The sequence below is a fragment of the Ectobacillus sp. genome, from assembly GCF_056992975.1.
The window spans coordinates 1-11,607 of sequence record NZ_JBXKMX010000012.1 but is presented as its reverse complement, the minus strand read 5'-3'; the positions used below and the strand labels follow the sequence as shown (position 1 = coordinate 11,607).

Below are 11,607 nucleotides of genomic sequence, written 5' to 3'. Positions count from 1 at the left end.
GCATTCATTCTATAGAATCATGCGGTACCGTTGATGGTCCAGGCATACGCTATGTGGTTTTTCTGCAAGGATGTTTGCTGCGGTGTCAATATTGTCATAATGCCGATACATGGGAAATAGGAGCAGGGAAAGAAATATCAGTGGAAGAAATAATTGAAGATGTGAAATGTTATTTACCATTTCTAACGAAAGGCGGCATAACTGTTAGCGGCGGGGAACCCCTTTTGCAGCTGGATTTCTTAATTGAACTATTTAAACAATGTAAGGGGCTCGGTATCCATACAGCGATTGATACTTCCGGTGGATGTTATAGTGAAGAGATGCCATTTCAAGAAAAGCTCGGAGAGTTAATGAACTATACCGATTTATTGTTACTTGACATTAAACACATTGATTCCCATAGCCATCGTAAGCTTACGGGAAAACCAAATGAACATATCTTATCCTTTGCTCGTTATTTGTCACAGAGAAGAAAGCCTGTATGGATTCGGCATGTCCTCGTCCCTACAATTACGGATGGGGAAGAAAATCTGCGTAATCTAGCTGCTTTTCTCGCAACTCTAACAAATATAGAAAAGGTTGAGGTGTTGCCATATCATAAACTTGGCGTATATAAGTGGAAGGCGCTAGGTTTATCGTACCCACTATATGGAATTGAACCACCTTCAGAAGAAAGTGTTACTCGTGCGAGAAAACTGTTAACAGAAAACCTAATTCTCTTGAATTAGGTTTTTCTTGTGAGGAAGAATCCAGGCTGTGAAACTAGCTTGCTTGCTTTTATTATGGAGAAGAGAAGTAGAATGGAGTATACTAAACAAGGTATTCTATATTTGTAAACGGAATAATAATTTTCTTTGCAAAGATGTAAAATTTATGGAAGTTGTTTTTAATGTTGCTTTTCTTCATGACATTAAAAATAGAAAGAGCTAGGAGTGAATTTGTTTGATCAATAACCCCAAAGTGTTAATTTTTACTGCGCACTATGGTAACGGACATGCGCAGGTAGCAAAAACACTTGAACAGGCGTTTCACCAGAGAGGAATAACACAAGTCATTGTTCGTGATTTATTTACAGAATCACACCCTGTTCTTACCGATATTACAAAATATCTATACTTAAAAAGTTATACAATTGGGAAAGATTTATACCGATTGTTTTATTACGGAGTAGAAAAGATTTATAATAAAAAAATTGCGAGATGGTATGCGAATTTTGGAAAAAGACGGCTTACTTCTATATTACATACTGAAAAGCCAGATATTATCATTAATACATTTCCTATTATCGCTGTTCCAGAATTAAAAAAGAAATCCGGGTTAGACACTCCTGTTTATAATGTATTAACCGATTTCTGCCTTCATAAAATTTGGGTACATCCATACGTGGATCATTATTTTGTCGCAACTGAATATGTAAAGGAATTAATTACAAATATAGGAATACCTCGTGATCAAATTACTACTACTGGGATACCAATTCGGCAAAACTTTGAAACGCTTACAGTAAACCATGATTATTATGAAAAGTATGGGCTAAATCCATCAAAAAAAACATTGCTTATTTTAGCGGGGGCACATGGTGTCTTAGGCAACGTGAAGGAATTGTGTGAGCTATTTATGAAAGTGGATAATTTGCAGGTTGTTGTTATCTGCGGAAAAAATGAAGAATTGCGGAATGAAATTTCACAATTGCAAGGAGATTCCATTAACGTTTTCGGATACGTGGAGCAAATTGACGAACTATTTCGTATTTCAACCTGTTTGATTACAAAGCCAGGTGGAATTACGCTAAGTGAGGTTGCTTCGTTGCAGGTTCCTGTTGTACTCTATCATCCTGTGCCAGGACAAGAAAATGAAAATGCGGATTATTTTGAAGAAATGGGAGCAGCCATAGTCGTTCGTGAAGAAGAAGATGTGTTTTTAAAAACAAATCAATTGCTGCAAGATGATTGGAAACTGGAGAAGATGCGCGACGCATTACGAAAAATCCACAATCCACAAGCAGCAATACAAGTTGTTTCTACTATCTTAGAAAAGCAGACACAACAACATATGGTGCTCGAACCTGTTAGATAAAAAACTAGTATTCATTCAAAAAGCATCTTCTCCTTGCTAGGAAGAGATGCTTTTTGAATTGATTTCTTTTAAGGTTAATCATGTTATCCACAATTAATCTATATTAATTTTATTAAAATACCCCATTATTAACAATAATACCCACATTATCCACATAGTTTTCAGTGATATCCACAACAAATCAATAAATGATAATTTATATATCAAAATATAGGTAGATAACTCCGATGTTATTCACATTTTTTGTAAAAATTGTGGAAAAGAATACGAGAGTGTGCATAACCAAAAAAATGATACAAGGGGTAATGTCCTTGTATCATCTCGATCATAAGAAAAGGTATCGTTTCTAGTACTAATAAATGCCACCCGGCTTAAATCCAGCTTCTCGGTCGGCTCGTTTAAATTCACGTTGATACAATACCTCTTGGGCAGCTGATAACTTATTTCTCATTTTTTCACGTTTTTTCTTATCCATTAGGAATCACCTCAGTAATTGGAATCATTATGTATCGTTTCCAATAGAGAGGTGTCATATACATTTAAGCTTCTTTCAAATGATGAGTTGTATCAGTCAATACACCTTCACGCAATGTGTGTAGCGTGTATTGGTCCTTGGAAATTTCATATAAATCGAATGTATCTTCAACTGCATTAATTTGCTCATAAATTGACTTTCTCGTTTCATTAGCAAGTGTGACATACGGTAGTTTTTGCGCAGCTTTAATAGAACGTGTATTTACTTTCCGAATTCTCATGAAAATTGTTTCCATATTGAGCTCGTAAAAAACTTCATGGAAAAAAGAGTCTTTTGCCAATTTATTATATCCTTTACCATGATAAGGCTGGCCAATCCATGTTCCTAAAAATCCAGCACCTTGTGCAATATCGTATAATGTAATGGTGCCGATAGGATTGCCCCATTCATCCAAAATGGTTCTTGAAATAAGCTCCCCGCGGTCTTCTTCTTCAATCATTTGTTTTGTGACAAAGAGAAACTCCTCGTAGGAAGATACCTTATGACGAACAAAAGGGAAGACACTTGGGTGTACCATTAAATCGTAAAGTGTAGAGCAGTCGTGTAGGTCACGTTTTTTTAACATTCTATATCCTCCTTTAATGAGGGTAGAAAGCTCACAAAAGTAAACCCACCCTCGAAATTTTTTAATGTTGCTTGAAAAAATTTCGGGGTGGGAATCGAACCCACTAGAACCAGTCTATCATACTGGTGGCGCACCATTTGCCTTCCCCATTGATCAATTGTAAAAATTGATTATGGTTGTATTTTCTTGTAATTTCATAATACTTTATCTTGTTAAAAAAATAAACTAGTTTATCTTAATATTTTTGTAAATTATTTGCCCATTTACCATTGTGATCGTTGGTCTTGCTAAGTAGTGAAATGGATGATGAGACCAAAGGACGATATCAGCATCTTTGCCTATTTCTAAGCTTCCAATTCGGTGATCCTGCTTCAAATTTCTAGCAGGATTAATGGTAATGGCCCGAAGTGCAGTGTCTTCTGATAAGCCCTCACGAACCGCAATAGCAGCACATAAATTTAAGTATTGAATGGGTGTGTATGGATGGTCCGTCGTTATTGAAATATCAACTCCGACCTCATCTAGTTTAGCATATGTGCTCCATGACTTGTTTTTTAACTCCACTTTGGACTTTCTTGTGAACGTTGGGCCAACGCTTACTTGTAGGTTTCGTCCAGCCAGTTCTTCTGCAATTAGATGTCCTTCTGTACAATGTTCAATACGTAAATCCAGATTAAATTCATCAGCTAACCGAATAGCAGTTAGAATGTCGTCTGCACGGTGCGCATGAATTCGAACCGGAATTTCACGATTGAGGGCTTGTAAAATAGGTTTGATTCGAAAATCTGTTGATCTACCATATTGCTGTGCTTCGTAGAAGGTTTCGCGTAGCATCCCCATAATACCCATTCTTGTAATGGATGCATCGCTTCCATTACTATGAACGCGTTTCGGATTTTCTCCAAGTGCAATTTTTAATCCAGCCGGTTCCTCGATAACCATATTCGAGATGTTTTTACCTGCAGTTTTCATCACACAGGTTGTTCCGCCAATGACGTTTTGGCTCCCTGGCATAACGTGAACGGTAGTAATACCATGTTTTATTGCATCATGAAATGCAATATCAAGCGGATATATGCCATCAATCGAACGAATATGAGGAGTTAAGGCTTCGATTGTATCGTTTGCATCATTCCCTGCCCAGCCGGTTCCTTCGTCATATAAACCGAGATGTGTATGAACATCGATAAAGCCAGGAAATAAATACATGCCCCTTCCATCAATAATTTGCATATCGCTGCTTGGTGTAATAGTGGATTGAATCGCACGGATTTTACCATCTTCTACGAGAAGATCTCCATGTAATTTTTGTGCTGTGATTGGAAAAATAGTTGCGTTTTGAAATAATATTTTCATCGTAAACCCCTTAGCTACTTTAAAATTGTAGACAATGCTTCCTCAAGATTAGGATAAGCAAATGTAAATCCATGTTGCATGGCTTTCTCTGGCAGTACACGCTGCCCTTCTAAAACAAGTATACTCATTTCACCAAGAAGCAGTTTTAGTGCGAAGGATGGAACAGGAATCCAATGGGGCCGTTTCATGACCTTCCCAATTACCTTCCCAAATTCTTTCATCGTGAGGGGCTTCGGTGCCGTTACATTGATTGGCCCTATTATTTGTTCATTTACTAGGGCGAATTCAATCATACGTGCAACATCCTCTACATGGATCCATGAAACCCACTGCTTTCCAGATCCTATCGTTCCACCGGCAAAGAGACGGTAAGGAAGTATCATACTCGGCAAAGCTCCTCCGTTGCCAAGAACGATTCCAAACCGAGTGAATACCGTGCGCATACCTAGATTCTCTGCCTGTTTTGCTTCCGCTTCCCATTTTTCAACTGTCGTTGCTAGAAAGTCGTTACCTGCGTTACGATTATTCTCAGTGAAGGTTTCGGTAAGTGAGGTACCATAATACCCAATTGCGCTTGCATTAATAAATACATGGGGTCGATTACTTTGCTTGGAAAGCTGATGCAAAAGTGCTTGTGTCGTAGTAACGCGACTACTTACAATTTGTTGTTTCTTTGTTTCTGTCCAGCGACCGCTATTAATTGGTTCACCAGCTAAATTGATGACAGCATCGATAGGTGGAATAGGCAATGATTCATCTGTTGCTTGCCATTTTATATAGTATATATTAGATTGTTCTGCTGCTCTACTATTTCTTGTTAGAACGTATAGTGTATGTCCTTTGCTTGTTAAAAGTGAGCATAGGGCTTTTCCAATGAAACCGGTGCCGCCAGAAATTAAGATGTTCATGAGTATCACTCCCTACTATATATATGTTGATTCGTTGAAATTGAGATACGTGTGCTACAATATTTTAGAGTGAAGTTACAATGGGATAACCAAATGTACTATCCCAATTACGAGGTGAGCCAAATGGCTATAATTACAAAAATTCAAGTGCAAAAATCATCGAAAGAGCGTTATAACATTTACATAGACAAGGGACATGGCGAGGAATTTGGCTTTGGTGTAGATGAGAGCACGCTTATAAAGCATGGACTTAAAAAGGGAATGGAAATAGATGAGCTTGCGCTTGCCGATATTCTCTATGATGAGGAAGTACGCAAATGTTATTTACAGGCAATCGTATTTCTATCCTATCAAATGCGGACTAAACATGAGATAGAACAATATTTACGTAAAAAAGAGTTCGGCATGGCTGTTGTGCAGGAGGCGATAAACAAACTGCAGCAAGAAGGTTACGTGAATGATCAAGAATACGCTCTTGCTTATGTTCGAACACAATGTAACGTTGGAAAGAAAGGGCCGATTGTCATTCGACGAGAACTAGCTGAAAAAGGTGTCATGCAAGATGTTATTACTTCTAGTTTACATGAATACCCGGAGGATAAGCAAATTGCAAGTGCGGTTGAGTTATGTGAAAAAAAACGGAAAACATTGAAGCAATTATCTGCCTTTCAAACGAAAAAAAAGCTTGAGGAAATGCTGATGAGAAAAGGATATCCATCTTCCATTATTGCCATTGTCATTGCCACCAATGAGCCAGAAGAGCAAGACGACCGAGCAGAATGGACAGCAGCTATGCAGCAAGGCAGAAAATTGTTTGAAAAGTACAAAGATGATGACATGACAGGAAAAGTAAAGATCAAGCAAAGCTTATACCGAAAAGGATTTAAGTTGGATTTAATTGAGCAAATCATTCAAGAGCTTTCGGAGGAATAACCTTTGTTAGTGTAGTACAATGATACCATTATCAGATTTTAAATTGTCTAGCTTGGAGGAAAATCATATGGAAAAACGGTATAGTGAATTCTCATACCATGAATTACAGGAAGAAATGGGGAAGCTGAAGGAAAAAGCGGTAAAAGCGGAACAGATGGGTATGATTAACGAGTATGAGGTGCTAATGCGTAAAATGGCAATGGCAAAGGCGTACACGATGAATCCAGCTGAATTTGAGGTGGGCGGCATCTATGAAATTACAGATGAACCAGGTGTTTACTTTACAATTACATATTTTAAAGGTGTATTTGCATGGGGCTACCGTGATGGTAAGCAAGAACAAGAAGAAGAGGCATTGCCAATTTCATTATTAAAAAAACCAGAGAAATAATTTTCTCTGGTTTTTGGCCCAATTAAAACTGCCGTTTTTTACACTCAGCTGCTAAAATGATCAAGGATTGTGTTTGTTGTGTTTGTCCATTGACCTGGGATTTAGCCCGTTTCGGGCGGGTCCAGTTGTGACGAAATAGTTCAGAGCGTGGATCTAACCCATTGCGATAGCTCATGCGTAAGTCACCTCTTTGCTTGAATGTTAATCTTTATCTGCGCGCATACGTTCCTGAGGATGCATTGCAATCGTACCATCAGGTCGTTTGGAAGAAAAACGGGCTTTTGCCTTTGGTGGACCGTCGATTTTACTGTTATTTTTCTTTTTGGAATATACTTCATTTTGCTTACCCAAGGAAAACCCCTCCTTAAGTTCTTTGATACGATGTATCAAGAATAGGATGTGCTGGAGTGGTAAGAACTATGTAAGTAATAAGGTGACAAACTTTGGCAAAGGAGCGTTGGCATGAATGATATTATAGAAAAACTAACCGTCCTTCTTATGGAAAAAAATGAAAAACTATCATATGCACAAGGCCGAATATGGGTTGAACTGCTGTGGGGGGATTTTGAAGCCACCTATGCGCGTGCAGGCGTATACAACGGAGAAGAAATAACAGAAAAAATTGTGACGACATGGATTGAGAATCATGGGGCTCATCTTCATGAAATCGTTTCTAATAACCCAAAGTATAAGCATTTACTTAATCGTGATGATTATACAAAGCATTAATAGGCTGATTAAGTCATCTTCTTAACCAGCCTATTTTTAATCATACGAATATTAATCCGGTAATACATCCAATTTCTTGCGTAGTTTTTCTTCGCTGAAAATCCATCCTGTATAGGAACTCATGATGTTTAATTGTTTATCTAACTGTACAATCGCAACAAATGGGTAATAGTTTTTACTGCGATATCGCAAATCAATAAACCTTACTTCATAGCAATTAGTAAATTCAAATATATCCCAGCGATAAACTGGAGAAAAAGAAAGAAAGGCTGAAATATTTGCATCCTTCCGTGCTGCTTGTATAATGTCAGTGTCAGGAAGAGGCACACGTTCAAATTTGTCAAAGAGCAGAATATTACCGCGATGAATGTGAGCCACATAATAGTACTGATCTGTTACAATGGCAAGATGATAGTGATAAAATCGCATTGTTGGTGAAATAATGACTTTTTCTACTTTATGAAATCTCTTTTTTACAATATTTTCAATATGTGTTCGCATTACAATGCGAACGATGTAATAGATAGCCATTGCAATGTAGGCAATGAGCGCTGACATTCCTTTATTTACACCAGCAGAAATAAAAGCAATTGCAATGACATGAATGAAGAAGATGACGGCATCAAATGTATTGATTACACCAAGAGCAAGCCATTTTCGTGTAAATGGTCGAAGTGCTTGTGTACCATAAGCATTAAATATATCCACAAACACGTGGAGAAATACAGCGAGAAATGACCACAGTAGAAGATGATATAGGGAAACGTCTGAAAAACTAAAATGGACAAATAGTCCTACTAATAAAGACCAGAGAAGTACAAATGGAATGGAATGTGTAATCCCTCGATGATTACGGATATATTTCGCATTGTTTTGTAACTTCAAAACGGTGTCAATATCGGGAATATTTGAGCCTACAATAGTTGCGAGCATAACTGCTTGCGGACCCAATGTAGTTTGCCCGATAACTGGATCAAGGGTGGCAAGTCCGCCTAATGTAATTCCCATTGCTAAATGAGTGGCTGTATCCACAAAATAACCTCCAATGAACCCAATTTTTAAAAACCGAAAGTATAGGTGTGTACAAAAAACCAAAGTTAGCCGTCTCTCTTTATTATAATAGTATTTAAATACAAAAACGAATGTTTTAAGTAGGAGGATCATTTTGCACGAGCATCTTGAAATGTTAGCCGAATTTAATAAAGAACAATTTCGAAATGATTTAATACAATGGTTTGAAACGGAGCAACGCGATTTACCTTGGCGAGAAAATAAAAATCCGTACCGAGTATGGGTTTCGGAAATTATGCTACAACAAACGCGCGTTGAAGCGGTAAAGCCGTACTATAACAATTTTATGAAGCAGTTCCCTACATTAGAAACGTTAGCAAATGCAGATGAAGAGAAGGTGCTAAAAGCGTGGGAAGGTCTCGGATATTATTCGCGAGTACGAAATCTACACGCTGCTGTGAAAGAAGTACAGACTCACTATAATGGCATTGTTCCAAACACAGCAGAGGAAATCGGTAAGCTAAAAGGGGTTGGCCCTTATACACAAGGTGCCATTTTAAGCATTGCTTATGATGTTCCTGAGCCGGCTGTGGACGGAAATGTAATGCGTGTAATGTCTCGAATATTATCTATATGGGATGATATTGCTAAGCCTAAAACGCGAAAGCTCTTTGAAGCAATTATTCGAGAAGTAATATCCCGCAAGAATCCATCTTATTTTAACCAAGGATTGATGGAGCTTGGAGCGCTTATTTGTATTCCAAAAAATCCGTCCTGTTTGTTATGCCCCGTGAGGGCCCATTGCCATGCATTTCACGAAGGAGTGCAGCAAGAACTTCCTGTTAAAAGTAAAGCAAAGGAGCCGAAAGCAGTCCCGATTGTAGCAGGAATCGTTGTCGATAAAGAGGGAAGATATCTCATACACAAACGTCCTGACACTGGTTTGCTTGCAAATATGTGGGAATTTCCCAACACCGAGTTGCAAGAAGGCGTAAGCAATCCTAAGCAACAGTTAGCCTTTTACTTGAAAGAAAAGTTTGGTATTAGCGCAGATATAACGGAGTATGTAACGAACGTCTCCCATACATTTTCCCATCGCATCTGGGATATTACTGTCTATAATGGAACGGTCTCCAATGTGAAAGAATCAGATACGCTAAGGCTGATTAAGAAAGCAGACTTTTCTCAGTATACATTTTCCCAATCTCATAAAAGAATGTATGAACAACTTGTTCTTACAGAATAGAAAGGAAAGGCGTACCTCATATAAGAGAAGTACGCCTTTAATCATAGGAAACATCTGTTCCGTGTGACCAATCAGCTTCATTTCGATGTAAGCCACCCCGATTTTTAATTTCCTTAACAATTTCTTTATAAATGGTTTGGCCCTCTGCATTTAAATAGGGTAGCATTTGCTGCAAGGAATGATGGAAATAGGTTAATTCTTCTTTATCCCATTTTTGCTTTGCAATCATAGATAATTGTGTCATATCTCTTCCTACATACATGTTATATCGCCTCCTACCGCTTCCTTATCTTGCATAAATTGTCCGATTGTTATTCCTCTCATTGCCTGAATTCCCTAATTTTTTTCGGATATTTGAAAAGGGAGTTGGTTACATTATCATATGTGGAGGTGATAATGATGAATAACAAACAACCAAACAAAGTAACGTCTGGTGCCAGCATTCAAAAAACCAAACAACAAATTGCAAACTACGGGACAGAGTTCTCAACTGAAACTGATGTACAAGAAGTGAAAGGTTTAAATTCAAAAGCTGAAGCAAACAAATCAAAAGCTTCAGGAAAATATCAAAATCCACAGCAATAATGAAAACAGCACTCCTCTTTCAGAGGAGTGCTGTTTTACATATATTTACTTTGTGTTTTTCTAGATGTCAGACTTTTGTTTTAAAATGTTCCTCTAACCGTTATAATAGGAGAAAACGCTACTTACGAGTAGTCTGTTGTGATGAAGGAAGGGAGAAGCATGTGCATTCCCAAAGAAGGTGAAAAGGTACAAATACATAGTTATAAGCATAATGGAAATATTCATAGAATATGGGAAGAAACGACTATTTTAAAGTCAACAAAGGGAGTCATTATCGGAGCAAATGATCGAACATTTGTTACAGAATCAGATGGACGAACATGGATAACACGAGAACCAGCCGTTTGTTATTTTCATGGAAGCCATTGGTTTAATATAATCGGGATGCTGAGACAAGACGGGATTTATTATTATTGTAATTTAAGTTCCCCCTTTGCCTATGATGCAGAGGCGCTAAAGTATATTGATTATGATTTAGATATTAAGGTGTATCCAGATATGACGTATGTTTTACTTGATGAGGATGAATATGAAATGCATCGCAAACAGATGCAATATCCGGAAGCCATTCATACGAAACTTAAGCAAGATATGAATATACTCATTCAATGGATTCACCAAAGAAAAGGTCCCTTTGCCCCAGATTTTGTTGATATTTGGTATGAGCGTTATTTAATGTATAGAGATTAGACGCCTGCTGATCATATTCAGCAGGCTTCTTACCGCATAGGGGGGGATGGTTGTTTGAACAGTATAAAACGCTATTTACAGTTCGTGAAACCATATAAAGGAAAGATATTCGTAACGATTGTGATTGGGATAATTAAGTTCGGTATTCCTTTAATTATACCGTTTCTTTTAAAGTATTTAATTGATGATGTGATACATAGTAAGGATTCCATCCTGGTGCAAACAAATCACTTATTTATCGCCATGGGCATTGCCTTATTCATATTTGCCGTGCTAAGGCCACCAATAGAATATTATCGTCAATATTATGCGCAGCAGATTGGAAATCTCGTGTTGTATGATGTGAGAAAGCATTTGTTTGCACATTTACAAAAGCTAAGTTTACGATTTTATTCCAATACGAAAACAGGGGAAGTCATTTCACGTGTCATTAATGATGTGGAGCAGACAAAGGATTTTGTTATTACCGGTTTGATGAATGTATGGTTAGATATTGCTACGATAGGAATTGCGATAGGAGTTATGTTTTCTTTAAACGGAAAGCTTACCTTTATTTCACTGCTCGTTTTACCGATTTTCATG

17 protein-coding genes are annotated in these 11,607 nt (G+C 37.7%); 9 read left to right on the top strand and 8 right to left on the bottom strand.

Translation table 11 applies throughout. The features are described 5' to 3' along the window. Positions 1 to 2: 2 nt before the first annotated feature. Both pflA and AC11ZT_RS00570 read left to right on the top strand, forming a co-directional pair. Positions 3 to 728, top strand: a complete 726-nt coding sequence (pflA, locus tag AC11ZT_RS00575; protein ID WP_484057741.1) for a pyruvate formate-lyase-activating protein — start codon at positions 3 to 5, stop codon at positions 726 to 728. A gap of 214 nt (positions 729 to 942) precedes the next feature. Beyond that, a complete protein-coding gene (locus tag AC11ZT_RS00570; protein ID WP_484057740.1) occupies positions 943 to 2,076 on the top strand; it encodes a diglucosyl diacylglycerol synthase in 1,134 nt (377 codons plus the stop codon). A 352-nt stretch (positions 2,077 to 2,428) separates the two neighbouring features. Here AC11ZT_RS00570 and AC11ZT_RS00565 read toward each other — a convergent pair whose 3' ends face one another. From AC11ZT_RS00565 to AC11ZT_RS00550, 4 genes are all read right to left on the bottom strand, one after another. Further along, positions 2,429 to 2,551 carry a YfhE family protein gene (locus tag AC11ZT_RS00565; protein WP_379971067.1) on the bottom strand — a complete coding sequence of 41 codons (123 nt, stop codon included), beginning with the start codon at positions 2,549 to 2,551 and terminating at the stop codon, positions 2,429 to 2,431. Between the two features lie 64 nt (positions 2,552 to 2,615). Beyond that, positions 2,616 to 3,176 carry a GNAT family N-acetyltransferase gene (locus AC11ZT_RS00560; protein ID WP_484057739.1) on the bottom strand — a complete coding sequence of 187 codons (561 nt, stop codon included), beginning with the start codon at positions 3,174 to 3,176 and terminating at the stop codon, positions 2,616 to 2,618. A gap of 225 nt (positions 3,177 to 3,401) precedes the next feature. Beyond that, positions 3,402 to 4,532 carry an amidohydrolase gene (locus AC11ZT_RS00555; protein WP_484057738.1) on the bottom strand — a complete coding sequence of 377 codons (1,131 nt, stop codon included), beginning with the start codon at positions 4,530 to 4,532 and terminating at the stop codon, positions 3,402 to 3,404. Between the two features lie 14 nt (positions 4,533 to 4,546). After that, positions 4,547 to 5,440 carry a TIGR01777 family oxidoreductase gene (locus AC11ZT_RS00550; RefSeq protein WP_484057737.1) on the bottom strand — a complete coding sequence of 298 codons (894 nt, stop codon included), beginning with the start codon at positions 5,438 to 5,440 and terminating at the stop codon, positions 4,547 to 4,549. Between the two features lie 123 nt (positions 5,441 to 5,563). On the opposite strand from AC11ZT_RS00550, the gene recX reads away from it, so the two are divergent. Beyond that, positions 5,564 to 6,373 (top strand): recombination regulator RecX, encoded by an 810-nt coding sequence (gene recX, locus AC11ZT_RS00545; protein WP_484057736.1) that lies wholly within the window; start codon positions 5,564 to 5,566, stop codon positions 6,371 to 6,373. Between the two features lie 67 nt (positions 6,374 to 6,440). Next, positions 6,441 to 6,764: a YfhH family protein gene (locus AC11ZT_RS00540; RefSeq protein WP_484057735.1), complete on the top strand. Its 324-nt coding sequence runs from the start codon at positions 6,441 to 6,443 to the stop codon at positions 6,762 to 6,764. 22 nt (positions 6,765 to 6,786) lie between these two features. On the opposite strand, the gene AC11ZT_RS00535 is transcribed toward AC11ZT_RS00540, so the two are convergent. Both AC11ZT_RS00535 and sspK read right to left on the bottom strand, forming a co-directional pair. Then, the gene (locus tag AC11ZT_RS00535) at positions 6,787 to 6,939 is read right to left on the bottom strand and encodes a YpzG family protein (RefSeq protein ID WP_379971074.1); all 153 of its coding nucleotides are present in this window, start codon (positions 6,937 to 6,939) and stop codon (positions 6,787 to 6,789) included. Between the two features lie 26 nt (positions 6,940 to 6,965). Then, the gene (gene sspK / locus AC11ZT_RS00530; RefSeq protein ID WP_484057734.1) at positions 6,966 to 7,115 is read right to left on the bottom strand and encodes a small, acid-soluble spore protein K; all 150 of its coding nucleotides are present in this window, start codon (positions 7,113 to 7,115) and stop codon (positions 6,966 to 6,968) included. Positions 7,116 to 7,226: 111 nt separating this feature from the next. Between sspK and AC11ZT_RS00525 the strand changes: the two genes are divergently transcribed. Beyond that, positions 7,227 to 7,493: a YfhJ family protein gene (locus AC11ZT_RS00525; protein ID WP_379971076.1), complete on the top strand. Its 267-nt coding sequence runs from the start codon at positions 7,227 to 7,229 to the stop codon at positions 7,491 to 7,493. A gap of 51 nt (positions 7,494 to 7,544) precedes the next feature. Here AC11ZT_RS00525 and AC11ZT_RS00520 read toward each other — a convergent pair whose 3' ends face one another. Further along, positions 7,545 to 8,525 carry a metal-dependent hydrolase gene (locus AC11ZT_RS00520; RefSeq protein ID WP_484057733.1) on the bottom strand — a complete coding sequence of 327 codons (981 nt, stop codon included), beginning with the start codon at positions 8,523 to 8,525 and terminating at the stop codon, positions 7,545 to 7,547. Between the two features lie 151 nt (positions 8,526 to 8,676). On the opposite strand from AC11ZT_RS00520, the gene mutY reads away from it, so the two are divergent. Beyond that, the gene (gene mutY / locus AC11ZT_RS00515; RefSeq protein ID WP_484057742.1) at positions 8,677 to 9,750 is read left to right on the top strand and encodes an A/G-specific adenine glycosylase; all 1,074 of its coding nucleotides are present in this window, start codon (positions 8,677 to 8,679) and stop codon (positions 9,748 to 9,750) included. Between the two features lie 37 nt (positions 9,751 to 9,787). On the opposite strand, the gene AC11ZT_RS00510 is transcribed toward mutY, so the two are convergent. Next, on the bottom strand, positions 9,788 to 10,012 hold the full coding sequence (locus AC11ZT_RS00510; protein WP_484057732.1) for a hypothetical protein: 225 nt from the start codon (positions 10,010 to 10,012) through the stop codon (positions 9,788 to 9,790). Positions 10,013 to 10,149: 137 nt separating this feature from the next. Here AC11ZT_RS00510 and AC11ZT_RS00505 point away from each other — a divergent pair, with 137 nt between their 5' ends. From AC11ZT_RS00505 to AC11ZT_RS00495, 3 genes are all read left to right on the top strand, one after another. Beyond that, the gene (locus AC11ZT_RS00505; protein WP_484057731.1) at positions 10,150 to 10,335 is read left to right on the top strand and encodes a gamma-type small acid-soluble spore protein; all 186 of its coding nucleotides are present in this window, start codon (positions 10,150 to 10,152) and stop codon (positions 10,333 to 10,335) included. Between the two features lie 159 nt (positions 10,336 to 10,494). Then, positions 10,495 to 11,025 (top strand): nucleoside tri-diphosphate phosphatase, encoded by a 531-nt coding sequence (gene ntdP, locus AC11ZT_RS00500; protein WP_484057730.1) that lies wholly within the window; start codon positions 10,495 to 10,497, stop codon positions 11,023 to 11,025. 54 nt (positions 11,026 to 11,079) lie between these two features. After that, positions 11,080 to 11,607, top strand: a 528-nt coding sequence (locus AC11ZT_RS00495; protein ID WP_484057729.1) for an ABC transporter transmembrane domain-containing protein, incomplete at its 3' end; no start/stop codon positions are given.

What these genes read in the sequence shown, in the direction of transcription:
- AC11ZT_RS00565 (WP_379971067.1), bottom strand. Translation starts at nt 2,551, where the DNA reads ATGGATAAGAAAAAACGTGAAAAAATGAGAAATAAGTTATCAGCTGCC.
- AC11ZT_RS00560 (WP_484057739.1), bottom strand. Translation starts at nt 3,176, where the DNA reads ATGTTAAAAAAACGTGACCTACACGACTGCTCTACACTTTACGATTTA.
- AC11ZT_RS00555 (WP_484057738.1), bottom strand. Translation starts at nt 4,532, where the DNA reads ATGAAAATATTATTTCAAAACGCAACTATTTTTCCAATCACAGCACAA.
- AC11ZT_RS00550 (WP_484057737.1), bottom strand. Translation starts at nt 5,440, where the DNA reads ATGAACATCTTAATTTCTGGCGGCACCGGTTTCATTGGAAAAGCCCTA.
- recX (WP_484057736.1), top strand. Translation starts at nt 5,564, where the DNA reads ATGGCTATAATTACAAAAATTCAAGTGCAAAAATCATCGAAAGAGCGT.
- AC11ZT_RS00540 (WP_484057735.1), top strand. Translation starts at nt 6,441, where the DNA reads ATGGAAAAACGGTATAGTGAATTCTCATACCATGAATTACAGGAAGAA.
- AC11ZT_RS00535 (WP_379971074.1), bottom strand. Translation starts at nt 6,939, where the DNA reads ATGAGCTATCGCAATGGGTTAGATCCACGCTCTGAACTATTTCGTCAC.
- AC11ZT_RS00525 (WP_379971076.1), top strand. Translation starts at nt 7,227, where the DNA reads ATGAATGATATTATAGAAAAACTAACCGTCCTTCTTATGGAAAAAAAT.
- mutY (WP_484057742.1), top strand. Translation starts at nt 8,677, where the DNA reads ATGTTAGCCGAATTTAATAAAGAACAATTTCGAAATGATTTAATACAA.
- AC11ZT_RS00510 (WP_484057732.1), bottom strand. Translation starts at nt 10,012, where the DNA reads ATGTATGTAGGAAGAGATATGACACAATTATCTATGATTGCAAAGCAA.
- AC11ZT_RS00505 (WP_484057731.1), top strand. Translation starts at nt 10,150, where the DNA reads ATGAATAACAAACAACCAAACAAAGTAACGTCTGGTGCCAGCATTCAA.
- ntdP (WP_484057730.1), top strand. Translation starts at nt 10,495, where the DNA reads ATGTGCATTCCCAAAGAAGGTGAAAAGGTACAAATACATAGTTATAAG.